Source organism: Flavobacterium gelidicaeli (assembly GCF_013294005.1).
Classification (GTDB): domain Bacteria; phylum Bacteroidota; class Bacteroidia; order Flavobacteriales; family Flavobacteriaceae; genus Flavobacterium.
On sequence record NZ_JABSNK010000002.1, the window covers coordinates 149275 to 175730 of the forward strand.

Annotated in this window: 23 protein-coding genes; 10 read left to right on the forward strand and 13 right to left on the reverse strand. The window is 33.2% G+C overall.

Annotated elements, in window-relative coordinates; translation table 11 throughout:
- Positions 1–78: 78 nt before the first annotated feature.
- From HNP99_RS03365 to HNP99_RS03390, 6 genes are all read right to left on the reverse strand, one after another.
- Positions 79–855, reverse strand: coding sequence for a tetratricopeptide repeat protein (locus HNP99_RS03365; RefSeq protein WP_173851294.1), 777 nt, complete (start codon positions 853–855; stop codon positions 79–81).
- Positions 856–907: 52 nt separating this feature from the next.
- Positions 908–1939, reverse strand: a complete 1032-nt coding sequence (locus HNP99_RS03370; protein ID WP_173851813.1) for a vWA domain-containing protein — start codon at positions 1937–1939, stop codon at positions 908–910.
- A 74-nt stretch (positions 1940–2013) separates the two neighbouring features.
- Positions 2014–3015 carry a vWA domain-containing protein gene (locus tag HNP99_RS03375; RefSeq protein ID WP_173851296.1) on the reverse strand — a complete coding sequence of 334 codons (1002 nt, stop codon included), beginning with the start codon at positions 3013–3015 and terminating at the stop codon, positions 2014–2016.
- Positions 3015–4649 (reverse strand): hypothetical protein, encoded by a 1635-nt coding sequence (locus HNP99_RS03380; protein WP_173851298.1) that lies wholly within the window; start codon positions 4647–4649, stop codon positions 3015–3017. The genes HNP99_RS03375 and HNP99_RS03380 overlap by 1 nt, the downstream gene beginning before the upstream one ends.
- A 58-nt stretch (positions 4650–4707) precedes the next feature.
- The gene (locus HNP99_RS03385) at positions 4708–5571 is read right to left on the reverse strand and encodes a DUF58 domain-containing protein (RefSeq protein WP_173851300.1); all 864 of its coding nucleotides are present in this window, start codon (positions 5569–5571) and stop codon (positions 4708–4710) included.
- Positions 5572–5655: 84 nt separating this feature from the next.
- Positions 5656–6660, reverse strand: coding sequence for an AAA family ATPase (locus HNP99_RS03390; RefSeq protein ID WP_173851303.1), 1005 nt, complete (start codon positions 6658–6660; stop codon positions 5656–5658).
- Positions 6661–6872: 212 nt separating this feature from the next.
- Between HNP99_RS03390 and HNP99_RS03395 the strand changes: the two genes are divergently transcribed.
- From HNP99_RS03395 to HNP99_RS03415, 5 genes are all read left to right on the forward strand, one after another.
- Positions 6873–7745 carry an aldo/keto reductase gene (locus tag HNP99_RS03395; RefSeq protein WP_173851305.1) on the forward strand — a complete coding sequence of 291 codons (873 nt, stop codon included), beginning with the start codon at positions 6873–6875 and terminating at the stop codon, positions 7743–7745.
- Positions 7746–7799: 54 nt separating this feature from the next.
- Positions 7800–8552 carry an SDR family oxidoreductase gene (locus tag HNP99_RS03400; RefSeq protein ID WP_173851307.1) on the forward strand — a complete coding sequence of 251 codons (753 nt, stop codon included), beginning with the start codon at positions 7800–7802 and terminating at the stop codon, positions 8550–8552.
- 199 nt (positions 8553–8751) lie between these two features.
- Positions 8752–9900, forward strand: coding sequence for an ATP-binding protein (locus HNP99_RS03405; protein ID WP_173851310.1), 1149 nt, complete (start codon positions 8752–8754; stop codon positions 9898–9900).
- A gap of 393 nt (positions 9901–10293) precedes the next feature.
- On the forward strand, positions 10294–11019 hold the full coding sequence (locus HNP99_RS03410; protein WP_173851312.1) for a metallophosphoesterase family protein: 726 nt from the start codon (positions 10294–10296) through the stop codon (positions 11017–11019).
- A 48-nt stretch (positions 11020–11067) separates the two neighbouring features.
- Positions 11068–11595, forward strand: coding sequence for a DUF6646 family protein (locus tag HNP99_RS03415; RefSeq protein WP_173851314.1), 528 nt, complete (start codon positions 11068–11070; stop codon positions 11593–11595).
- A gap of 74 nt (positions 11596–11669) precedes the next feature.
- On the opposite strand, the gene amaB is transcribed toward HNP99_RS03415, so the two are convergent.
- The 3 genes from amaB to HNP99_RS03430 form a co-directional block, all read right to left on the reverse strand.
- On the reverse strand, positions 11670–13223 hold the full coding sequence (gene amaB / locus HNP99_RS03420; protein WP_173851317.1) for an L-piperidine-6-carboxylate dehydrogenase: 1554 nt from the start codon (positions 13221–13223) through the stop codon (positions 11670–11672).
- Between the two features lie 255 nt (positions 13224–13478).
- Entirely contained in the window at positions 13479–14018 is a 540-nt protein-coding gene (locus HNP99_RS03425) for a 3-hydroxyanthranilate 3,4-dioxygenase (protein ID WP_173851319.1), read from the reverse strand.
- A gap of 89 nt (positions 14019–14107) precedes the next feature.
- The gene (locus tag HNP99_RS03430) at positions 14108–15187 is read right to left on the reverse strand and encodes an endonuclease/exonuclease/phosphatase family protein (protein WP_173851321.1); all 1080 of its coding nucleotides are present in this window, start codon (positions 15185–15187) and stop codon (positions 14108–14110) included.
- A 171-nt stretch (positions 15188–15358) separates the two neighbouring features.
- Between HNP99_RS03430 and HNP99_RS03435 the strand changes: the two genes are divergently transcribed.
- From HNP99_RS03435 to HNP99_RS03450, 4 genes are all read left to right on the forward strand, one after another.
- Positions 15359–16360, forward strand: coding sequence for a S66 peptidase family protein (locus HNP99_RS03435; protein ID WP_173851323.1), 1002 nt, complete (start codon positions 15359–15361; stop codon positions 16358–16360).
- An 18-nt stretch (positions 16361–16378) separates the two neighbouring features.
- The gene (locus HNP99_RS03440) at positions 16379–16768 is read left to right on the forward strand and encodes a YraN family protein (protein ID WP_173851325.1); all 390 of its coding nucleotides are present in this window, start codon (positions 16379–16381) and stop codon (positions 16766–16768) included.
- Positions 16769–16886: 118 nt separating this feature from the next.
- Positions 16887–17543, forward strand: coding sequence for an aspartate kinase (locus tag HNP99_RS03445; RefSeq protein WP_173851327.1), 657 nt, complete (start codon positions 16887–16889; stop codon positions 17541–17543).
- A 222-nt stretch (positions 17544–17765) separates the two neighbouring features.
- Complete coding sequence (locus HNP99_RS03450) at positions 17766–19091, forward strand: beta propeller repeat protein (protein ID WP_173851329.1); 1326 nt, start codon at positions 17766–17768, stop codon at positions 19089–19091.
- Positions 19092–19176: 85 nt separating this feature from the next.
- Here the strand turns inward: HNP99_RS03450 and mfd are convergent, their stop codons facing one another.
- The gene (gene mfd, locus HNP99_RS03455; protein WP_173851331.1) at positions 19177–22551 is read right to left on the reverse strand and encodes a transcription-repair coupling factor; all 3375 of its coding nucleotides are present in this window, start codon (positions 22549–22551) and stop codon (positions 19177–19179) included.
- Positions 22544–23146 (reverse strand): hypothetical protein, encoded by a 603-nt coding sequence (locus tag HNP99_RS03460; protein ID WP_173851333.1) that lies wholly within the window; start codon positions 23144–23146, stop codon positions 22544–22546. Before HNP99_RS03460 ends, mfd begins: the two co-directional genes overlap by 8 nt.
- 225 nt (positions 23147–23371) lie before the next feature.
- Here HNP99_RS03460 and HNP99_RS03465 point away from each other — a divergent pair, with 225 nt between their 5' ends.
- The gene (locus HNP99_RS03465; protein ID WP_173851335.1) at positions 23372–24319 is read left to right on the forward strand and encodes an L-threonine 3-dehydrogenase; all 948 of its coding nucleotides are present in this window, start codon (positions 23372–23374) and stop codon (positions 24317–24319) included.
- Between the two features lie 106 nt (positions 24320–24425).
- On the opposite strand, the gene HNP99_RS03470 is transcribed toward HNP99_RS03465, so the two are convergent.
- The gene (locus tag HNP99_RS03470) at positions 24426–24782 is read right to left on the reverse strand and encodes a hypothetical protein (RefSeq protein ID WP_173851337.1); all 357 of its coding nucleotides are present in this window, start codon (positions 24780–24782) and stop codon (positions 24426–24428) included.
- Between the two features lie 481 nt (positions 24783–25263).
- The gene (locus HNP99_RS03475; RefSeq protein ID WP_173851339.1) at positions 25264–26304 is read right to left on the reverse strand and encodes a LacI family DNA-binding transcriptional regulator; all 1041 of its coding nucleotides are present in this window, start codon (positions 26302–26304) and stop codon (positions 25264–25266) included.
- Between the last annotated feature and the right edge of the window lie 152 nt (positions 26305–26456).

Below are 26456 nucleotides of genomic sequence, written 5' to 3' on the forward strand. Positions count from 1 at the left end.
CATTTATTCGCGAATCTGATTCTGAGTAGGTCTTTGTTTCTTTCGATAAAAACAAATCCACAAATAGCCAATTAAATCTTACCAATCTTTCTCTGTCTTTGTTGCTTTGCCTTTTACTTTACTAGCATTCACTTTATCCTGAACTTTCTTTTCTTCATTATTAACTGCGTTCAACAAGTTTTTTAAACGTTGCTGTGACATTCCTCCTGGTTCAGGTTTTGGCTCTCCTTTATCATCATTCTTACCATCTTTTTTATCCTTATCGCCTTGGTCGTCCTTTTTATCTTTGTCTTTATCGCCGTCTTTTTTATCCTTATCTTTCTTGTCGTCCTTTTTATCGTTTTTCTTATCCTTGTCTTTGTCTTTCTTGTCTTTATCTTTCTTGTCGTCCTTTTTATCGTCTTTAGGAGGATTTTCTTTTAGCATTTTTTTAGCCAAAGCATAATTATACCTTGTTTCATCATCTGTAGGGTCGTTTCTTAAAGCATTTTTATATGCTTCTACAGCCTCAGTATAATTTTTTTCCTTCATGAAAACATTCCCAATATTATGAAATGCTTTGTGTTTTTGAGTTGCTGTTTTTGCTGTAGTTAAAGCATTTGCATAAGCAAACTTAGCTTCTGAAGCTTGATTTTGTCTGTAGATTGCATTTCCTAAATTATAGGCAGATGCCGTTTTATTGGTAAACTTTGAATTAGAAATTCTATAATTAGCTTCGGCATCTACAAAGTTTTTAGCGGTATACTCTTCATTTGCTTCCGGTAAAACATAGTTTTTTTCTTGTGCATATAAAGCATTACATCCCCAAAAAAGGAACAATGCAAAAACGGTTGTATATTTTATATTATTTTTCATTTTCATTTATTCTGTTCATCAAAAAAAAGAATTCAATTACCATCTTAATGGGCTACTTGTCATTAAATAGGTTCATCTTTTTAACCCATGCCGTTTTTCTTTCTAAGAAAAACAGATCTGCAAATAGTAGTACAAAAGCAAACCCTAAAAACCACTGAAATTGCGATTGAAAGTCAGCCATTTGTGTTGCTTCAAACTCGGTTTTCTGAATTGTATTTAATGTGTTTTTTATATATTCTAATACGTCTTTAGTGTTTTTACCATCTATATAACCGCCCTTTGTTGCTTTGGCAATAGCCTCAAGACTTGCGCGATTCAATTTAGTAACGACCACCTCATCGTTATTATCTCGCTGGTATCCTTGTATTTTACCATTCACTTTTAAAGGAATTGTACCTCCTTTTTCGGTACCTAGACCTATTGTAATAATGCGCATTCCTTGTTTGTTCGCTTCTTCTGCGGCAGCTTGAGCTCCTTCTGAGTGGTCTTCCCCATCAGAAATCAAAATAAGCAACTTGCTCGTTTTGCTTTTATCATCAAAATAAGTTGCTGATAACTTAATTGCTTCATCCAGCGAAGTTCCTTGTGAAGAAACCATATCAGGACTCATGCTTTGTAAAAACATCTTAGCAACACTATAATCACTAGTAATAGGTAAAACTGGAAAAGCACTACCGGCGTAAGCTACAATACCAATACGATCGTTACCTAATTGATTGATAATTTGCGAAACAATTTGCTTACTTTTCTCTAACCTACTTGGCGCAATATCTTCGGCAAGCATACTTTTAGAAACGTCCATTGCAAAAACAATATCAATTCCTTCGCGTTTTACCGTTTCCATTTTTGTGCCAATTTTTGGGTTTACCAAACCAAAAATTAATCCAATTAATGCCAATACAATAACAACTAACTTCAAGACTGGCTTGAATACAGAACTTTCAGGACTTAATTTTTTTATTAAATCTAAATCACCAAACTCACGTTGCTTTTTTCTTTTCCAATACATGTTGAAAAAGAATAACACTACCACAATTGGCAGTATAAAAAGTAAGTATAAATATTTTGTTTCGTCTAATTCCATATTTTCTTTAAATTCCAAAAGTCAGTTTTAGTTTTTACAACTACCTTCCCTTTGTGAGCTTCATTTTTAAAACATTATATAAAACTTTTGTACACTGTATTTCTTAAACCTATTTCGATTAATAATAACAAACCTGCCAAAATCACGAAGGGCCTGAATTTTTCATCATAGTCATAAAATTTCAATTCCTCAATTTCAGTTGTTTCTAATTTATTGATTTCGCCATATATTTCAGCTAACTTACTATTGCTTGTGGCTCTAAAATATTTTCCATCGGTTTTCTTGGCGATACTTTTTAGCAAACGCTCATCGATTTCCACTTTCATTCTTTGGAATAAAAAATCACCATTAGGACCTATAGCATAAGGAAACTCTGCCATACCATTTGTTCCTATTCCTATTGTGTACACTTTAATTTTATATTGCCTAGCAATGTCTGCCGCCGTTTCTGGCTCAATAAAACCTGCATTATTCACACCATCAGTCAAAAGGATAATTACTTTACTCTTCGCTTTACTGTCTTTTAATCGGTTTACTGCTGTAGCCAATCCCATTCCTATACCCGTTCCATCTTGAAGAACATTATCGTATTTTATGCTTTTAATTGTTTCAAGTACTACCGCTTTATCACTCGTTACTGGCGTTTTAGTATACGCCTCCGAGGCATAAACCACTAAACCAATACGGTCATTAGGACGTTCCTCAACAAAATCTGCCGCTACTCTTTTTAAAGCTTCCATTCTATTAGGCTTTAAATCTTTGGCTAACATACTCCCTGAAACATCGACTGCCATAACAATATCAATTCCTTTTGTAGTTTTTGTTTTATTACTCACATCAACAGTTCTAGGTCTTGCTAATGCCACTATTAAAGAGCTTAACGCCAATAAACGAAAAGCGCTCAAATACGGACGCATTTTTACCCAGAAAGAACCAGTTGCTTTGAATCCTTGAATTGAACTTATTTTTAAAGTCGCTGTTTGTTCATTTCTAGTATAAATTAGCCAAAAAATTGCTAACGGAATTAGAAGAAACAACCAGAAAAATTCAGGATTTAAAAAAGTTATTTTACCCATTATTTAGTTACTTTTTTTAATTCGACAGCGCTCAATACTCGATCCGAAATTTGATTTGCATAAGCATCACCTTCTTCATGAAAAATCATAATTTGTTGTAATCCGCCATCTTGACCAAACAATAATAATTCATAATACAATTTCTCGCTACTATTTGTTGCTTCGTTTATTCTTGAAAATGTTCCGTATCCTTTTAGACCACTTACCCCTTCTGGAGTTTCAAAATCTTCTTGTTTTACAACCATATTTAGAGCTCCCTGTGACTCAAGAGCTTGCAAAGTAACTTCCATCGATTTTTTTAAGTCTACTGATGTTGAGTCTTGCTTGTATTTGTAAGTAGAAACCATTATATAGAAATTATCTAAAACATTACCATAAGCAAATGAGTTCATTTCTTTAATTAATGCCAATCCGTTTTTAGGCAACGACTTCTTTAAATCAACTCTTTTAAGCACTTTTGGCGTTTCAATAATCACACCAGGGTTACCGTATTCACTTTTTACCCACTCGCCTTCTAATAATTCTTTTGTTGGATTACCTAAAACATTGTCTTTTACATAATCAAAACCTCTGGTTGCAATAAAATAAATAGCTGTAGCAAATACTATAAACAATACCGAAGCAATAGCAATACCAAGGCGTCTATTCCTTTTTTTCTTTAGTTGAATTTCAATTTGCTTTTGCTTTTGTGCTTCATTCAATATAGCATCTTCTTCAATTTCAATAACAACTGGAATTGCATTATCAAGTGTTAATATAACACGCTGTATTTTATTTTTATCTTCGGTAATTTCAAAATCTAAAGGTTTTGATTTTGCGAATTTTACTAAATCTGCTTGTTTTAAAACACGCTCTAGATTCTCTATTGTTTCTGGAGTAAGCGTCATTTTCTTCTTAACAGATGCTGCTCTAAGTCCGTGAATCAATTCGGCTGTTGTGCTTTCCATAGCAGGAATTTCAATTGCCTCTTCAATATAATTTCTAGCAATATCCGTTAATTCACTGTAGTATGATTTTACTTCTCCTTTTTGCCAAAGTTCTTTTTGCTCTAAATTATTTAACAGGCTAGTCGCTTTTTCAATAGGCGTTTTAAACACCTCTTCCTCAATTTTTTTCTTTTGTTGTTTTTTAACAAACCAATATACTAAGGCACCAACTCCTATAAGCAGCGCAATGACTAATAAGTATTTCCACCAATTTCCCAACGGAGCTTCAGCTGCAGTAATTTCCTTAATGTCATACATTTTTTGCTTCAACGTATCCACTTGCACATTTGCAACCTCAACTTTAAGAGAATCTGTATAATACGGTTTGTTGTTAATTAAAATTTTGATGCTAGGAATAGCATACCTACCTGAATCAAATTGAGTAAGTCCGTATTTCTTGATTAACTCATAACGATCATTATTTCTAACCGTATCAATAGGATATGATTTAATAACTTCAAGCGCACCAATGTTTTTTAATTTTGGAAAAACAACTTTGGATAACGTATCCACATCGGTTTTAACTGTAAGCTTAAATTCAGCTCCAATTTTATTTCTAGTGGTATCTATCGCAGTCACTACGCGTTTTTGTTGGGCAAAAACAGTAGATGAAAGCAAAATTAAAAGTAGGTATATATATCTTTTCATGTTATTTGAAACATTTGTTTTTCAATTCCTCACACATGAGGATTTGGGGGAAAGGCCTTTATCTTGATTTAAAATAACCTAATAACTTCGTTACATAACTTTCGTCGACTCTTGTATTTACAACTCCAGAACCTGATTTACTAAAGGTTTCTTTAAAATACACTAGTTTGTCGTTGTAATGTTTTTCATAATTGAACCTAACGGTTTTTGAGCCGGTATCGATAACTGCTACTTCACCTGTTTCAGCATCTAGCATAGGAACCATACCAATATTTGGCATACTTTGTTCTCTAATATCATATACGCGTATTCCAGTAATGTCGTGTTTTTTTGCGGCTATCTTCAACGTTTGCTCGTACCCTTCACACATAAAATCAGAAATCATAAATACAATGGCTTTCTTTTTTTGAGTGCTTGATAAAAACTTTAAGGCTTGCGCCAAATCTGTTTTACGGCTTTTTGGTTCAAATTCGATTAATTCTCTAATGATTCGCAAAACATGAGAGCGGCCTTTTTTTGGTGGAATGTACAATTCAATTTGGTTAGAGAATAATATCAATCCTATTTTATCGTTATTCTGCGTAGCCGAAAAAGCCATTGTTGCTGCAATCTCAGTTACAATATCTTTTTTAAATTGGTTTTTAGAACCAAAACTTTCAGAACCAGAAATATCCACCATTAACATCATAGTTAACTCGCGCTCTTCTTCAAAAACTTTTACGTGAGCCTCATTGTATCGTGCGGTAACATTCCAATCAATATTACGAATATCATCGCCATATTGATATTGGCGCACTTCGCTAAAGGTCATACCGCGTCCTTTGAAAGAGGTGTGGTATTCACCCGAGAAGATGTGATCACTCAATCTTCGGGTTTTTATTTCTATTTTGCGTACTTTTTTTAAAAGATCTTTTGTGTCCATTTATTTAATTTGTTTAAAGTTTAAAAAAGTTTAAGGTTTCACATTTTGCAACAGCAACTTGAAACCTTAAACCTTAAACAAATTTTAAGGTACCTCTACTTCGTTTACAATTTTATTAATAATGTCTACTGAAGTAATATTTTCTGCTTCAGCTTCATAAGTAATTCCTATTCTGTGACGCAATACATCGTGAACAACAGCACGTACATCCTCAGGAATAACATACCCACGACGCTTGATAAATGCATAGCATTTTGCAGCCGTAGCTAGATTGATACTTCCACGAGGTGAAGACCCAAAACTAATTAATGGTTTTAACTCTGCTAATTTGTATTTCTCTGGGTAACGTGTTGCAAAAATAATATCTAGTATGTATTTCTCTATTTTTTCATCCATGTAAACTTCACGAACTGCTTCTTGCGCACGTAAAATTTGCTCCACAGAAACTACTTGATTTACTTTTTCATAACTTCCTTTTAAGTTTTGACGAATTACTAAACGCTCTTCATCCATTTTTGGATAATCAATAACTGTTTTTAGCATAAAACGATCGACTTGAGCTTCAGGTAACTGGTACGTTCCTTCTTGCTCAATTGGATTTTGAGTAGCTAATACTAAGAAAGGTCTTTCTAACTTAAAAGTAGTATCTCCAATGGTTACTTGCTTTTCTTGCATGGCCTCTAATAATGCTGATTGCACTTTAGCTGGCGCACGGTTAATTTCATCAGCAAGAACAAAATTAGCAAAAATGGGCCCTTTTTTAATAGAGAACTCATTTGCCTTAATATTGTAAATCATAGTACCTACAACATCTGCAGGTAATAAATCCGGTGTGAACTGGATACGGCTAAAAGATCCATGAATTGCTTGAGAAAGCGTATTGATCGCTAACGTTTTGGCTAATCCTGGAACTCCTTCTAATAAAATATGCCCTTGACCTAATAGTCCAATAAGCAAACGTTCTACCATGTGCTTTTGTCCTACAATCACTTTGTTCATTTCCATGGAAAGTAAATCTATAAATGCACTTTCTCTTTCTATTTTTTCATTGATTGCTCTAATGTCTAAAGTCGATGTATTCTCTTCCATATTATTATTTTTAATGCCTTAATTTTAATGCCTCACATTTGGTAGTGCAAATTGAATTTTTTTTTAGAGGAAAGATGTTAAAGAATGGTTAAAACTTCTAACAATAACCTAATTTTAAGCTTCAATTATGATACTATTTTTATATTTTTAAGAACTTTGAAAAATATAGTTTGGAAATGTAAAAAATCCAACCCAAATAAAAAATAAAAAACATGACTAAATCAACATTATCTCCCATTATTGCTGGGACAATGAATTGGGGTGTGTGGGATAAAAACCTCAACCAAAAGGAGATGGAAAACATGATCCATATTTGTTTTGAAAACAAAATAACCACTTTTGATCACGCCGATATTTATGGGTCTTATACCACTGAGGCCGACTTTGGAAAAGCGTTTCATTCGAGCAAAATATCGAGAGAAAAAATCCAACTTATCTCAAAATGTGGCATCCAAATGATTGCCGAAAACAGGAATAACAAGGTCAAACATTACGACTATTCTAAAGCACACATAATCAAATCTGTAGAGCAGTCTTTAAGCAATTTAAAAACAGATTATTTGGATGTTTTTTTACTGCATAGGCCAAGTCCGTTAATGCAAGCTGAAGAAATAGCTGAAGCCGTAGAACAATTAAAATCTGAGGGTAAAATAAAGGATTTTGGACTTTCTAATTTCACTACTTCTCAAACAGATTTAATTCGACAAAAAACAACTGTAAGTTATAATCAAGTGCAGTTTTCTGCTACTAATTATGAGCCTATGGTTGATGGAAGTCTTGATTATATGCAAATAAACAACATACGTCCCATGTCGTGGAATCCATTAGGATCAGTATTTAGAGAAGATATTCCGCAAACACGTCGTTTAAAAAAATTATTAGCAACACTAGTTTCAAAATACCATTTAGGCTCAGACACGCTTTTATTATCTTGGGTTTTACAACACCCCGCAAAAGTGATTCCTATTGCTGGAACTGTAAATGTAGCGCGTATACAATCTTTACACAAAGCAGTAGCCTTAAAATTAGATAAAGAAGACTGGTTTGCTATTTGGAGCGAAAGCATGGGAAATGAAGTTCCTTAACAAATTGTCTTTCGATTCAAAAAAATATCTTTTTCGAAATAAAAAATAAATAAAATGACAAAAACAGCTTTTATAACTGGAGCAACTAGCGGAATAGGAAAAGCTACTGCTAAAATTCTAGCCCAAAACAACTATAAAATTATCCTTTGCGGACGAAGAAAAGAGCGCTTAGAGGCGTTGCATAAAGAATTATCTGCAATTACCGAAGTACACAGCTTGCAGTTTGACGTACGTGATAAAAAAGCCGTTTATGAAGCTATAGATTCATTACCCGAAGCTTTTTCTACCATTGATATCTTGATTAATAATGCTGGAAATGCGCATGGTTTAGATCCTATTCAAGATGGAGACACTGATGATTGGGATGCCATGATCGATATTAATGTAAAAGGTTTGTTATATGTATCAAAAGCGATCATTCCGCAAATGAAAGAACGTAAATCAGGCCATATTATTAACATTGGTTCTACTGCTGCCAAAGAAGTATATCCAAACGGAAATGTGTATTGCGCTACAAAACATGCCGTTGATGCATTAAGCCAAGGTATGCGCATGGATTTGAACCCGTTTTCTATTAGAGTAGGAGCAATTCATCCCGGAATGGTCGAAACAGAATTTAGTGAAGTGCGTTTTAAAGGGGACACTGAGAAAGCCGAAAAAGTCTACAAAGGTTTCTCTCCGTTACAACCTGAAGATATCGCTGATATAATTCACTTTGTAGTTTCAAGACCCTATCATGTTAATATTGCTGACTTGGTGGTTATGAGCACTGCCCAAGCCTCATCAACAATTGTAAAAAGGGAATAGTTTATATTAATAAAGGGATAGGTAAGAGGTGTAAAATATACTGCTTTTGCAAAATAAAAGCCAACACGAATTACACCGATTCCCAAATATTTACCGCTGAGAATTATTTTAAGATGTGGTAAAAAATTATAAATTTTATGGCTTTTAATATCCTGTTTTGACTATTTTTATATTTAAAAATAGTAATAAATATCTCTAAATGATTAACAAACGCCTTTTAATCAAGAATTTACTTGCTCACAATGATGAGAACAGTTTTTATGATAAAAAGCGTCAATTGAACTTACATACTCGGGAAGGTAAGGCCAAATTCTTAAAACATATTTGTGCCTTATCTAATTCGAATCCTGCTAATAACTCGTATATAGTTGTAGGTGTTGAGGATCAAGACAACGAAATTGTGGGAGATGATTTTTTTGATGATAGCCGTATTCAAAACCTCGTGAATGCCTATCTTGAAAACCCACCAAAGATTCAGTACGAAAATGTTCCTTTTCCTAATTTACCAAAACATAAAGTGGTGGGATTGGTAACTATAAAACCCAAAAAGAACACTTCATTTTTCAAAAAAGGGATTCATACTATTCCAGTCAATAGTGTCTTTATTCGAATTGGGAGCAATACAACACCAACTACTGAAAAAGTAGAGAGGAATAATCAAAATACAACCACTGTAACAGATATTGAGAATAATGCGCGAAATAATATCAAATATACACTTGACGGTGTTTTTGATTTTATCAATTTCCGGCATAAAGACATGGCACCAAAATACCATGTTTTTAAAGAATTGTTTATTATTTGCTGGGCCGGAATTCCTAAGAGAGTGCATCACAAAACGTATCTATCCAGAGTTGATATTGAGTTAATCAATGAACAAGTAAAATTATTCTATTCGGCTCAAGATGTGGTCACCATAGACTTTGACGAAAACTCGTTTACTATTACAGAATTTGTACCACTTGGACTTAATGACAAAACAAGTTACTACCCTTTAGAAAAACAAACAATTTATTTTTATGAGAATGGGTATTATAAAATAGAGAGTGAAATGTTATTTGAACCGCCTAAATTCAATAAAAAAATGCTTTTTCATATTTACAATGCGAATATAGCATTACTGAAAAAGTTAGAAAAAGGAATGGAACTGACGGAAAGAGAGTATCGAGATTTAGAAAACCTACCCTCAACATTTATGATTTGTTACCTCAACGGATTTGAAGAAGCTAAAGATAAATTAATTAATGCCAAACAGCTTTTAAAACCGCACACAGCCGTGTATGCTCTATTTAAAGAGGCACTACGAGTTTTGAGAAAAATGAAATATAATACTAAAAATGAAGATTGAAAAAAGAAACAATATCATTTAAAAAACTACATATCATTCTGATAATCAAAAGAGATAAGGCGATGAGTGTATTCATTTTCTTAAAATTTATATATTTCTGTAAAAATAATTAAAATTAATGTAATAAACAATCACTAAAAATAGTGATATTTCAGAGTGAGAAAAAACTGCTTTATTCTAAATAGACTTATACGTAAGCCATTATTTAAACTCAGTAACAATTGAGAAAATTTACATTATTGAAGTAAAATGATAAACCTCATTTTATATTAAATGCGTTTTAAATAAAAAAATTACTAAAAAATCAGCCCGTCCCAACTCTTTTCCTTAATTTTATAGATTGGAAAAACAACAATCTTACTGTTTTTATAATCCCGATTGACCACACACAAAATGAGAACATTAGTTATAGGTGATATACACGGAGGCTTACGTGCACTTCACCAAATTATGGAAAGAGCCAAAGTTACAAAAGACGATACTTTAATTTTTTTGGGAGATTATGTAGATGGCTGGAGCCAATCTCCACAAGTCCTTGATTATTTGATTCAGTTAAAAACGACTAATAATTGCATTTTTATTCGCGGCAACCACGACGAATTATTACTGCATTGGTTGAAAGACAACAAAGACAACCTCATGTGGTACAAACATGGTGGTGAAGCTACAGTAACTGCCTATGAAAAAGTAGACACTATTACAAAACAATTGCATGTAGCTTTTTTATTGTCATTAGAGGATTACTATTTAGATGAAAAAAACCGCCTTTTTGTTCATGCCGGATTTACCAATATGAATGGTGTGAAATATGAATTTTATCCTAAATCATTTTATTGGGATAGAACTTTATGGGAAACTGCGCTTGCTTTAGACACCAGCATCAAACCTAATGATTTATTATATCCAAAACGTTTTACTTTATACGACGAAGTCTACATTGGTCATACTCCCGTCACACGAATTGGTGCAACAGAACCAGTCCAAAAAGCTTGCGTATGGAATATTGATACCGGAGCTGCTTTCAAGGGACCGCTTACTATTTTAGATATTGACACAAAGGAGTTTTGGCAAAGTGAACCTTTAAACAATTTGTATTTTGACGAAAAAGGGAGAAATTAAAATTTAAAAGATTATTTTTGCCCTTATTCTTACTAAAAAGAAACAATTATGAAAAAGCTAATCACGTTACTATTGTTATGTAGCGCAGGATTTATTAACGCACAAGCGTTTGACGGAAAAGGAGATATCAAAGGTCAAGTTGGTTTCAATATTCAAAATGGCGGAACAGGTGTTTTTTTATCTTATGATTATGGTATTGGAGAAAACATGTCATTAGGACTTACTACAAATTATTTATTATCTGTTGATGATGCTAAATATGTAGATCCAATTAGTGGAACTGCTTACTCTTCTACTCCATCATTTGGAAATCGTATAGATATTAAAGCACGTTTTAATGCTAACCTAGGAAGTGTATTGCAATTAGATCCTAAAATGGATGTTTACCCTGGTTTAGACTTAGGTTTGAAAAATTTTGGAGCACATTTAGGTTTCCGTTATTTCTTTACTGATGGTTTTGGGTTATTTGGAGAAGCCGGAGTTCCAATTGCTAAATATGACGTAAACAGTACAGATATTGGACGCAACTTAAACAATCAATTTACTGTTAATATTGGTGCTTCTTTCAATCTTTAAAAGAAGTCGTTTTTATAAATAAAAAAAGGCAATTTGAAAATTCAAATTGCCTTTTTTGTTATCTTATATTTTGATTACAAATCAAACTTTATTCCTTGCGCTAATGGCAATGAGGTTCCGTAATTGATTGTATTGGTTTGACGACGCATGTATACCTTCCAAGCATCAGAACCTGATTCTCTACCTCCACCGGTTTCTTTTTCTCCTCCAAAAGCACCACCAATTTCAGCACCTGAAGTTCCGATGTTTACATTTGCAATTCCGCAATCAGATCCAGCTACAGATAAGAAATGCTCTGCTTCTCTCAAGTTGTTTGTCATAATCGCAGATGACAATCCTTGCGCTACTCCGTTTTGAACATCAAGTGCATTTTCTACTGTTCCAGAATATTTTAATAAATACAATACTGGAGCAAACGTTTCATGTTGTACGATTTCAAATGAATTATCAGCTTCTGCAATTGCAGGTTTCACATAACACCCACTTTCATAGCCTTCTCCAGAAAGAACACCACCTTCAACAAGAATTTTACCACCTTGCTCTACTACTTTAGTTAACGCTCTATTGTACATTTCTACAGCATGCGTATCGATCAGCGGCCCTACGTGATTGTTTTCGTCTAATGGATTCCCAATGCTCAATTGCTTGTAAGCAGCCACAACAGCATCTTTTACCGTATCATAAATACTTTCATGAATAATTAAGCGACGCGTAGAAGTACATCTTTGACCAGCAGTTCCTACCGCACCAAAAACAGCACCAATAACCGTCATTTTAATATCAGCATCTGGTGTAACGATGATTGCATTGTTCCCTCCTAACTCCAATAATGATCTTCCCAAACGACCTGCTACTGTTTGCGCAACGATTTTCCCCATTCGAGTAGAACCCGTTGCTGAAATTAAAGGTACGCGTTTGTCATTAGTCATCATCTCTCCTACCTTGTAATCTCCGTTTATTAAACAAGAAATTCCTTCTGGAAGGTTATTTTCTTTTATTACCTCAGCAATTATGTTTTGACAAGCAATTCCACATAGTGGTGTTTTCTCTGATGGTTTCCAAACGCAAACATCACCAGCAATCCATGCTAATGCAGTGTTCCAAGCCCAAACTGCTACTGGAAAATTAAACGCTGAGATAATTCCAACAACTCCAAGAGGGTGGTACTGCTCATACATTCTATGTTGCGGACGCTCAGAGTGCATTGTTAAACCGTGTAATTGACGAGAAAGACCTACTGCAAAATCACAGATATCAATCATTTCCTGTACTTCACCATAACCTTCTTGTAATGACTTACCCATTTCATAAGAAACTAGTTTACCTAATGCTTCTTTCTTTTCACGCAATTTCTCTCCAAACTGACGTACAATTTCTCCACGTTGTGGCGCTGGCATTAATCTGAAAGTTTTGAAAGCCACAGTTGCTGACTCCATTACTTTTTCATAATCTGCAGCGGTAGAGGTTTTAACTTTCGCTATCAATTGACCATCTACAGGCGAAAAACTTTCTAAGATTGCTCCATTTGAAAAATTATTTAATCCTGTTGAAGTTCCTTCATTTATTTCCTTTATACCCAATTGAGTTAAAGCTTCTTTCATTCCAAATTGATTTGCTATTGTTATCATTGTAACTTTTTTGGTTTAAATTGTTATATTTTTATGTAAAGATATTGTTTAAAGGTGTACTAAACAAAAAACTACTTTAAAATTATGAACCCTAAATGAGAAATTATATTAGAGCTAAAACAGCTGATATTTATAGCAAATGAGCTCTATATTGGTTTTCAACCTTGCTCTGATGCCCTAGAAATAGCATGTCATTTATAACTTTCTTTAAACGGTAAAATAATAATAGATGATGAGTATAGACAATTGAAGCAATTATTTCTTATCTATGAATCGGGGATCAGCTTCCATAACGGCACCACAATTATCGCACGTTCTTAATTCTTCAGAATTGTAAAAATGCTCAAAATGAGGCAAGAAATCCTTTTCTATATCGTGCAGTTCAAATTTAACTTCATAGAGTTTGTGATTGCAATTGTCGCAATGCCATAGCAAGCCATCAGTAAATCCTTTACCTACGCGTTTGCGCTCAATTACCAAACCTATGGAACCCTCTGAACGTACTGGAGAATGCGGAATATTTGCTGGATGCAAGTACATATCACCAGCATTTAGTTCCATTACTTTGCGCTCACCATCTTCTTGAATAATGACTTTTATAGAACCTTCTAGTTGATAAAACAACTCTTCGGTTTCGTTGTAGTGATAGTCTTTACGAGCGTTTGGACCTGCGACAATCATAACGATATAATCTCCAGAGTCATGGTATAAATTTTTATTTCCTACTGGCGGTTTTAATAAGTGCCTATTTTCATCAATCCATTTTGTAAGATTGAAGGGTTTTGCTATTGCCATATTTTCAGTATTGAGTTATTGATTGCTAAGATAGCAAAAACTAGGCGCTACAAGCGTTAAGAAATCCTCAAAGTCTTTACGTTTTACATTTAATGTATTTCTTTAATGAGATAAATATAAACTGGAAAGTGGTCGCTAAACCCTACTTCGCTATTAGAATTTCTTTTTGGATAACCTTTGTATCTTCCTGAATTTTGAATCAAGAATGGCTTGTTATAAATTCCTGCCTTCCAATATTGATAATTAGAAAAATCATTATCTATAAATGCTTTCGAAATCATGATTTGGTCAAAAATATCCCAAGAATCACGATATGCAATTGTTCCAAGCCCTCTTTTTGCCATAGTTTCGAAAGGGTTGTAGATTCCGGCTTGGTTTACCGCACTCTTTTTACCTTTAGCACCTACTGCTTTCTTTACACTCTTATTTGTAGGTCCGTCATTTAAATCCCCCATAGTAATTACCTTTGCAAACGGATTTATTCTTTGCAATGAATCGATTATTTTACGATTTAAAGCACCTGCTGCCTCTCTAAACGGACTCGATTTTTTTTCACCACCAGAGCGCGAAGGCCAATGATTGACAATTATGTTAATTTCTTCGCCCTCTAGAAATCCAGTAATTAAAAGTTGATCACGAGTAAACACCCGATTCGAATATGTACTATCCGCTGCTGCTTTATCTTTTATCGTAGCTGGATCTTTTTTATATACATAAAGTGGAATATTAGCGTAACTCGTAGGTCGGAAATATTTTTTTTGATACAAAAGCGCTACGTCTATTCCGCGTTTATCAGGAGAGTCAAAATGGATAACACCATAGTCAACATCAATTAAATTTGGTTCTTTAAGCAAATCCTCGAGAACGCCACGATTTTCAATTTCGCAGCATCCTATAAGTGTAGGCGCATTTTTATTATCTAAAGAACCTATTTCAAGCATTACCCTACTTAAATTTTTAAGTTTTTTATGGTATTTGCTAGAATTCCAGTGTCTACTACCTGCAGGAGTCCACTCATCATCATTTATAGCGGGATTATTAATGGTATCAAAAAGGTTTTCGAGGTTATAAAAGGCTACGGTATGAATGGAATAACTTTTTTGCTGACCTAACAATTTAGAAACAAAAAAAAGCAATGAAAACAACATGAAAAAACGTAAAAATCTCATATACAACATTTAGAAGGGCTTACAATTTACAAATACTAGTTAGATTTAACCTACTTTAATTAAAAAACTTGCTTTTTACTTTGGCTTTCTATTTGTTTCGTAATTCCTATCTTTGTTTGAATGTGTACTTAAAAGCGACATTATTAAATCATTTTCAAGAAAAACAAAAAAATGCATAGCAAAAAAATTTGGTCGTTAAATAGTAATTTTGAATTCTTTAAATTCCTATTTTTATTTTTTATTTTACAATCTTTCACCAGCCAAGCTCAAAATTACATGATAACACCACCTACTTTACAAAAAGGAGATACTATAGCACTACTTGCAACTGCCAGAAAAAGCCTTGATAATAATTTACAACCTGCTATTGATTTAGCACATAGTTGGGGTCTAGAAGTAGTTATAGGGACAACAATAGGTTTAGACAACAACCAATTAGCAGGTACTGATGAACAAAGAGCAGCCGATTTCCAAAACCAATTAGACAATCCTAATATTAAGGCAATATGGTGTGTTAAAGGTGGCTATGGTACAGTAAGAATGGTTGATCTATTAGATTTCACTAAGTTCAAACAGCATCCTAAATGGGTGGTTGGTTTTAGTGATATTACTGTATTGCACAATCATTTAAACACTATGGGCTACAAATCTATTCACGCCGTTATGCCTATCACAGTACCTAGAGCAACTCCGGATGCTATTGAAAGTTTGCGATTGTCTTTATTTGGAGAAAAATTAAGCTACAGCATTCCGTCAGACAAAATGAATAGAATGGGTACAGCTACAGGAGAAATCGTAGGCGGTAATTTATCTATTTTATATAGCCTATTAGGTTCACCATCAGCAATTGACTGTAAAGACAAGATCTTATTTATGGAAGATTTAGACGAATATCTCTACCATATTGATCGAATGATGATGAATCTAAAACGAAATGGTTGTTTAGAAAGCGTTAAAGGAATTATTGTAGGTTCTATGACCAAAATGAAAGATAATGATATCCCTTGGGGAAAAGATGCTGTCGCTATTATTGAAGACGTTACTAAAAGATATAACATACCAGTAATTTATAACTTTCCTGCTGGACATATTAGAGACAATCGAGCACTTATATTAGGAAGCACCGTTACGATGGAAGTTACTGACAAAACCAGCACCGTGAATTTTGAGTAATTAAATAACACAATTACAATGGCAGCACACAATGATCTAGGGAAATTAGGAGAAGAAATGGCTGTCGCTTTTTTACAAAAAGAAGGCTATGAAATTCTAGATACAAATTGGACTTTTCAAAAAGCTGAAATTGACATTATTGCCAAAAAAGAAAATATACTTGCCATAGTAGAAGTCAAAACGCGTTCTTCAATCGCGTTTGGACTTCCGCAGGATTTTGTAAGTCCAAAAAAAATACAACTTCTAGTAAAAGCCGTCGATGCTTATGTCAACAAAAAAAATCTTGATATCGAAGTTCGCTTTGACATTATAGCCATAAATAACGAGCCTAAAAAATCACAGTCAGCACAAAAAGAAGACAAATCTTTTGTAATTGAGCACCTTATAGATGCTTTTTATCACTTTTAGTGTTTTTTATTAATGTTATATTTGTAACAAAATGTTTTTTATTTATATTTGCAGCAGTTTTTAACACAACTTGAACTAAGTTAACTACAGCAACTAAATTTAAAACACCTTATCGATTATGAAAACTGTTTCTTCAATTGTAGAAAATTATATTAAAACAAAGCCCTTTTTACTAAACGCTTTATCATTAGGAATTATTAATTTGACTTCGCTTTCTAGGAATATCATGTCTGAATTAGAAAGTGAATTTGGTAAAGAGGTCAAACAAGGTGCAATTGTAATGTCGTTAAAACGATTAACCGAAGAACTTGATTTTCGACTAAATCATAAAATAAATAAGGTTATCAAAAACATTGGTGAAATCACGGTTCGTTCTGCATTGACAGACTATACATTTGCAGTATCAGAAACTGTTTTAAATAAACAAGCCGACTTAATTTCAGATATTAATGCACTTCCTGATGTTTTTTATACGTCATCAAGAGGAGTGAACGAAATCAATATTGTAATTAGTAATAGTGTTGAAGAATTAGTAGACAAACATTTTGTAAGCGAAAAATTAATACAAAGACTTGAGAACCTTGCTTCGATTACCGTAAAACTACCAAAAGAAAATATTGCTGTTCCAGGAATTTACTATTTTATTTTTCAGCGTTTAGCTTGGGAAGGGATTATCATTAATGAGGTGATTTCTACATCAAATGAATTTACTATTTTAGTTAGTGAACAACAAGTAGATGTGGCTTTTAAAGTAATTAAAGATTTGAAGAATTAAGATATTTATTGTTTTTTTCCATAGAAAGAAAATAAGAAATCAAATTTATAACTGTTATTAAGTAAATAATTCTTACTGCAATAGGTGAATAAAGTTTGGATTATATTTGATTACTTATTTGCTCAAATTAAAACAACCATTTAAAATGGTTAATTCACTCATTCCTTCATTGTTATTATAAAATATTGTTACTTTGCCAAAAATTAACAACATTTTTATCTTATGAAAAAAACAGTATTTCTGAGTTTATTGGTAGTAGTTGGATTATTTATTTCCTGTTCAACCGAAGATCCAATAAAGGACGATCAAGAGCCTCAAATAAAATTATCCCCTATTACAATAACCTCATTAACCTCAGACTTTTTGTACGCTGGAGAAACTCTAGAGATTGGAGGAACAAATTTTGCAAATAAAGACTTTCCTACTAAAATTTTTATTAATGATATTGAAGTAGCGCCAAAGCAACTTTTAAATACATTCATTCAAATAATACTTCCTGAAAATCAAAAAACTGGTAACAATACCTTAAAAATTCAAATAAATCAGGTAAGTAGCCAGATAATTAATTTCTACACCTTGTCAAAGGGGTGGAATAAACTAGAAATTTTTGGCGATCGCGATGTTATTAATTCGTCTTTATTTGACGACAGTAAAACCTTTTTCTCCTTTGTAGATGATAATCCTGCAGCAAATACATTTAACGGTCAATGTAAAAAAATACTTCCATCGAATTCTGGGTATAAAGAGACACTAATTTCTAACGCAGGAAGTTACGGTGCTTTCAAAATGTTTAACGAAAAAATCGGTGTTCGGACGAACTCCATTGCTGCTTTTTATACCAATAATGGTTTTGAAAATCAAAATGACATAGTTATTGAACGTGCATTTAGTCCTGAAATTAACGGCCTAAGAATTGCCAATCTAGATGCTAACAGTTCAATTGTATACACTTTGATAGGAAGCCAAATTTACACAGCCAACAATGGGCAAACAGTGATAAAAAATAATCCGCCAACATGGGCCACAAGGACCAATCTTAATTCTACTAACGTTAGGTATAGTGCTACAAGCTTCAGTAAATCTGTTTCTGATAATAAATACTATCAATTAGGGCTCATATATGACACAAAAACATATGGAACCAATGTGGTAAAAAATGTGGTAATGGAATCGGAAACTGGATATAGTGACTGGGCTGTAAAGGATACTATTTCCAATAGAGAAATCAATATCTCCTCTAATTTTAAATTTTTTGATATAAACAAAATTTATTCCATCAATGTAATAGACAAAAAACTCGTTGAATCAAATGACCAATTAAAGACCTGGAAAGTTATTAAAAATAATGCTGAAGCTATTTTTTTAAGATCTACCACTACATGGTACATACAATCGGAAAACAAATTATTTGTTACTGCAGATGCGGGTGTGACTTGGAATTTAGAATTAGAACTTCCACTAGGCGCAGTAATTAATGACATATCATTTTCAAAAAATAAAATAATAATTTCCGGAAAAAAAGGATTGTTATATTTAAAATTAGAATAATTTTTTCTTGTTAATGTAAGTAATTAAAAAAAGGGGTGTAGTCTAAAAACTGTACCCCTTTTTTTAATTATATATTGAAACTATATTAATCTTGATTTCCTCTTAACATTTCCATCAACTCTAGCGCTCTTCGAGTTGATTTTACATTCTCAAAAGTCAATAGCAAACGAAGACCATTTGGAGTTTGTTTTTCTTTCATTTTACAAATATCAGTGTGTTTTTGCACAAACTCTAACACTGCTCTAAAACGTTTTGATTGATAATAAGCTGATTGTTGATCAGATACAAAATAGCAAATCATCTTACCTTGTTTCATCACTAACTTTTCAATCCCAACACGGCTAGCAATCCATTTTATTCGAATGCTATTCATTAAAGCAATCGCTCGTGGCGGCATAGCTCCAAATCTATCAATCAATTTTACTTGGAACGCTTTTAAATCTTCTTCGTTTTTAATCGATCCTAACTCATTATACAAGTTCAATCGCTCACTAATATTATTAATGTACTCATCTGAAAATAATAGCTCAAAGTCAGTATCAATTTGAAGGTCTTTTACATATTCCTTGGTCTCAATATCATTCTCTGTAGGATATAAATCCTTGAACTCATTTTCTTTTAATTCTTCAATGGCTTCATTTAGAATTTTTTGATAGGTATCAAATCCAATCTCGTTAATAAAACCAGACTGTTCACCACCTAATAAATCTCCTGCACCACGAATCTCTAAATCCTTCATGGCAATATTAAAACCGCTTCCTAGTTCGCTAAATTGTTCTAACGCTTGAATACGTTTTCTAGCATCATCAGTCATTGCAGAGTACGGTGGACAAATGAAATAACAAAATGCTTTTTTATTGCTACGCCCTACACGTCCACGCATTTGATGCAAATCAGACAATCCAAAATTATTGGCGTTATTGATAAAAATGGTATTCGCATTAGGAACATCTAGCCCACTTTCGATGATTGTTGTCGCTACCAGAACATCAAATTCTCCGTTCATGAAAGCCAACATCAATTCTTCTAACTTTTTACCTTCCATTTGGCCGTGGCCAATTCCCACTCTTGCATTTGGCACCAATCGCTGAATCATTCCTGCTACTTCCTTGATGTTTTCTATTCTGTTATTGATAAAGAAAACTTGTCCGTTACGCTGAATTTCATACGAAATAGCATCCCGAATCATCTCTTCACTAAAACCTACCACATTGGTCTCAATAGGATAACGGTTGGGTGGCGGAGTTGTAATTACTGACAAATCGCGCGCTGCCATTAAGGAAAACTGCAACGTTCTTGGTATAGGTGTTGCTGTTAACGTCAACGTATCCACATTAGCAGCTATTGTTTTTAATTTGTCTTTTACGTTGACACCAAATTTTTGTTCCTCATCTACAATTAGCAAACCTAAATCTTTAAAAACGACATTTTTGTTTACCAATTGATGCGTCCCAATAACGATATCTAATTTTCCTTCGGCTAATAATTTAAGTGTTTCTGCTTTTTGTTTGGCAGTTCTAAAACGGTTTAAATACCCAATAGAAACTGGCATGTCTTTTAAACGTTCTGTAAAAGTTCTATAATGTTGGTATGCTAAAATTGTAGTTGGTACTAAAATGGCCACTTGTTTACTGTTATCTACCGCTTTAAAAGCAGCACGAATAGCCACCTCAGTTTTTCCAAAACCTACATCTCCACAAACCAATCGATCCATTGGACGATCACTTTCCATATCCGCTTTTACCTCAGCGGTAGACTTGGTTTGATCAGGGGTATCTTCGTAGATAAACGAACTTTCCAACTCGTTTTGTAAATAACTATCTGGCGCAAATTGAAAGCCTTTATCCAATCGTCTTTTGGCGTAAAGCTGAATTAAATTGAATGCCACATTCTTAACTCTAGCTTTGGTTTTTTGTTTTAAAGTTTTCCAAGCAGCTGAGCCTAATTTATAAATCTTGGGTGGTGTGCCGTCTTTACCAGTGTATTTAGAAATTTTATGTAGCGAGTGAATACTCACATACACAATATCATTATCAGCATAAACAAGTTTAATAGTTTCTTGAGTTTTACCTTCAACATCTATTTTCTGTAAACCTCCAAAACGACCAATTCCGTGGTCAATATGCGTCACATAATCCCCCACTGACAAAGTTGTTAATTCCTTTAAAGTGATATTCTGTTTCTTAGAATACCCGTTTTTAATATTGAATTTATGGTAACGCTCAAAAATTTGGTGATCCGTGTAACAAGTAATTTGACTTTCTGAATCAATAAATCCTTGATACAAAGGCATTACAACGGTATGATATTGTTTTCGTATATTTTCAGAATTAGCTTCGTCTAAAGTTTCAAAAATATCATGAAATCTTTTGGCCTGAGCTTCATTCGAACAGAACAAATAATTATTAAAACCATTAAAGTGATTTTCATTCAAATTATTCAATAACAAGTCAAATTGTTTATTGAAAGACGGTTGCGGCTGAATATGATATTCGAATTTTTTTGTAGTTCTAAAAATCGCTTTCGAGCCAAATTCAACCACCGAAAAATCTACGGCTCGCTTTATAAAAGCAGGCTGGTTAAGAAAAAGCTGTTCTGGGGATGCGTGTTTGATCTCTTTAGATAATTTTTCAAAAGCTTCTTCGGCTTTAGCAAAATGTTTGTCTAATTGTCCTAATAAATCCTCAGTGTTTTGGATAAAAAGAACTGTTTTCTCAGAGATATAATCCAAGAAACTTTCTCTATTTTCTTGAAAAACTTTATTTTCTACATTAGGAATAATCGTGATTTTTTTCTGAATTTGGATCGACAACTGTGTCGCTACATCAAAACTTCGAATACTATCTACTTCGTTACCAAAAAACTCTATTCGGTACGGATTATCATTCGAAAATGAAAACACATCCACAATTCCTCCACGAACAGAAAACTCTCCAGGTTCAGTGATAAAATCGACTCTTTTAAATTCATATTCGAATAACACTTCATTGATAAAATCAATCGAAATCTTATCGCCTGTAGCGACCTTAAGCGTATTTTTCTCTAAATCTTTGCGGGTAACTACTTTTTCAAAAAGTGCTTCAGGATAAGTAACAATTACTGCAGGTTTTTTACGAGAATTAATGCGATTAAGCACCTCAGCACGCAATAAAACATTGGCATTGTCCGTATCTTCAATTTGGTACGGACGGCGGTAAGAACCGGGATAAAACAATACATCTTTATCGCCTATCATTTGCTCTAAATCGTTCAAATAATAAGCGGCTTCCTCCTTATTGTTTAAAACAATTAGAAAAGGATTTTCGGCTTTAGTAAATAAAGCGTGTATTACATATGAAGTTGCGGACCCTAACAAACCGCTAAGGTGCATTTTTACGCCAGTATTTTCATTTAACTGCGCTGCAATTTGCAACGTTTTTGGCGATTTATCGTAGGTATTATATAAAACTTTTTTACTCAACTCTAGGTAAATTTGGATCTATTGGATCATTAGGAATTGCGCGTGACACATCCATCATTTTCTTTAATTCTGATTCGCCTTCTTCAACTGGAATTTTGCTTTTTACCACAATTTTATCCATTTGTCTCTGCAAAGAAGCCAACTCATTGTTTATTTCAGGGATTACTTTGACTACTTTATCATCAGCAATATTATCTAAATGAATGTATAAATCCAATAACCTAATTTTTGTAATCAAAGTTGCAATGCGACTCTTAATTTGTGGCTGGTTGAATTGCTCGGGTATATTGACATTTAGGGCAATTGCTTTTTTAGATAGTGCCGCAGCTTTTTGCTGAAAAGCGCCAATAGTTTTCTTAGGCTTTAGACTTAGTTCATTTAGTAAACTACGTAATTCTGTCCAATCTCCTACACTTTCCTCAGCAGTTTTATTGATAGGTGTATCGTAAAAAACCCATCCTTTATTGATATTTGAGAACAGCAGTTCTTTCTTTTTTAATTCTTTTTCATTCTCAGCAAGCCTTTTTTGGCTATCATCTTTGCAGGAAGCAAATAAAACGAGCAGTAAAAAAGTATATATTATTTTAAATTTCATAGAGATCACATTGAACTACAAAGTTACAAAGTAATTTATAAATAAAGATTTGAAAATTCAAATTACCATTCATTTGTATTTGGTACATTTTTATTAGCATAAATGCCAAAATAATAATTATTAAACACTCCTTTTAAGGCTTTGAATTAACTATTAATAAACCGTTAATCACTCTTATGAATTATTTACGAAAACGTTACCTTTGCTTTTTAAATTCTATTTATTATGAGTACAAAAATATTAATTATTGGGGCATGCGGACAAATAGGAACCGAATTAACTCGCTCGCTCAGGGAAATACACGGAACCGAAAATGTGATTGCATCTGACATTCGTAAATTAAATATTGACGTGGTTAATTCAGGTCCGTTTGAAGTAATAAATGCTTTAGATTTTAATCAAATCGAACATTTAGTAGAAGTTCATCAAATTACTGATGTCTACTTAATGGCGGCGCTACTTTCGGCAACTGCTGAGAAGAATCCTGCTTTTGCATGGGATTTGAATATGAATTCGCTGTTTCACGTTTTAAATTTGGCGAAAGCCGGAAAAATAAAAAAAATATTCTGGCCGTCAAGTATTGCTGTTTTTGGCCCTACTACACCTAAAGAAAATACCCAACAATATACCATCATGGAACCGTCTACCGTTTACGGAATTAGCAAACAAGCAGGAGAAAGATGGTGCGAATACTACCATAATATCTTTGGCGTGGATGTAAGAAGCATCCGTTATCCTGGCTTAATTAGCTGGTCATCTCCTCCTGGTGGTGGGACTACAGATTATGCGGTAGATATTTATCACAAGGCTTTGGCCGATAAAACGTATGAGTGTTTCTTATCATCAGAGACTAAAATGCCTATGATGTACATGGATGATGCTATTGCTGCAACGATAAAAATTATGGAAGCACCAATTGAAGAAATCAAAATTCACTCGTCATACAATCTGGCTGCAATGAGTTTTACACCGACAGAAATCGCTGCAGAAATTAAAAAACACATACCTGACTTTACAATTACTTATGAGCCAGACTTTCGTCAAAAAATTGCTGACAGCTGGCCTGCAAGCATCGATGACAGTAACGCTCGAGCAGACTGGGGATGGAAACATCAATTTGATCTCGAATCGATGACTAAAGATATGCTAGAGAATTTGAGTAAAAGTATTTAAAATACAAAATGCCGCAAAATTTAGGTTTTGCGGCATTTATTTTTAGGGATTCCTAAAAAATTGTTTTTTAATTAACTATGACAAAACATAGTACTATTTTTCTCTCTTAAAAAGTAGAATATATCCAATAAACTTCATGCTTTAGCAGCGTATTTTTATTAGTTTTTTCTAATACATAAATTTTAAAGTATGCACTAAAATCAGTTACCGGATACAGTATTGGATTTTTTAACTTCATTTTCCTTTCCTCTATTTGCTTTTTTTCCTTATAAAACTGATATGCTTTTTCTTGTAAGTCCTTTGATTTACTTATTGTGAATTTTGTTTGATCAGTAATACAGGAATCTAATTTATCGATTCTAGAATCAAAAATAAATGTTTCTCCTCCCATATAAAAATAAGTTTTATTATCAACTTCCTTTTTAACATCTCCCGTAGAACTATCAAAAAGTACATATTTCACGGGTTTCTTATACTTACTTCCGCCTTTATAAAAGTTGAAAAAATCGCTATTTCTAGATTGCCCAAATATGGAAAATGAAATACATACTATTAAAATAAAAAATATTCTTTTCTTGATTATTTGCAGTTTGATGGTCCATTATAAAAACTATCATTAGCTAACCCGATAGCGCGGATATGTCACACAAACGATAGCGCGGAATTACATTCCGTGTCCACACAGTTCATCAAAAATCTAAAACAAATCCAGTACTACAACGTCGAAGTCATTGTCTAAAGCTGCATAATTTCTAGCAGAACGATATTAATCCTTTAGTTATAAAATAAGCATGATCTGTTATTTTTGCTTTATATTTAGTGGACATTTTTTATTTAAAAATACAACAAAAGATACAAATAAAACAATCTTATAGCTTTGTTTTATTTGTAGGGATTCCTTTTTTAAAAAATGCGACTTTTAACCACATTACCTTACTACTTTTTTATTTTAATTTTCGTTTAGGAGATTTAAAAGTAGATCCACGAACGATAAGGTTTGTTTTTATTTCAATTGTTTTGTAGTTGATAACGGTATCGCTATTTATTTCATCTATTAAATATTTGATAGCTACTTCTCCAATCCTATTTCCAGGTTGATCGATCGTTGTCAGCTTAGGACTTATTATTGTGGAATAAACCGAATTACTAAATCCCACAACTGCAATGTCCTCTGGGATTTTTATTTTGTTTTTCTTTAATACTTGCATCGCACCTATTCCCGCTTCATCAGTGATAGCAAATATTCCGTCGGGCTTGTGCTGTAACCCTACTAACACTTTCGCAAGTTTTTTACCTTCTTCGATAGTGACACTGTCGCAACTCATAATTAAACTTTCATCTAGTTCTATTTGATGCTTTTTTAAAGCCTTCAGATATCCTGCAAATCGCTTTTCGGACAGAATAGAACTTTCGGTTTCCTTAATAATGGCAATTCTTTTTTTACCAATATTAATTAAATGGTCCACCGCTTTAAAGGCGGCTTCTTCGTCATCAATAACAATTTGCGTACAAGGTACTTTTGCCGATACTCTATCAAATAATATTAACGGAATATGCTGCATCATCTGCAAAATATCATCAACATCAGTATTTTTTTTTACTAAGGACAATAGAACTCCGTCAACGCCAAATTGCACCATCGTTTCTAGCAGTTCCGCTTGTTTTTGTTCATTATTAAAGGATTCACATATAATAACCTTGTACCCATTTAAGTCAGCATTATAAATAATTCCTTTTAAGAGTGTTGCCGTGAATTGATGCTCGATGTTAGGAATAATAACACCAATTATATTTGATTTATGGGATCGAAAACCTTTCGCAAACAAGTTGGGAGCATACTTAACTTTGATTGCGTGCGCTTTTACCTTCTCTTTTGTCTCATTGCTGATATCAACATGGTCATTTAGTGCACGAGAAACCGTTGAAATAGATAATCCTAATTCAAAAGCCATTTTTTTTAGAGTAACAATATTTTTTTTGCGCATTTTTTACGGATATAATAGTAAAAGTACTAATTTTAATTTAATCGCAAACGTTTCCGCAAACGTTTGCATTAGTTTTTAATGAATTTTCAGTATCTAAAACATTGAATGTGATATAACTTAGCCTAAATATCAAACCAAAATTAATTTAATTC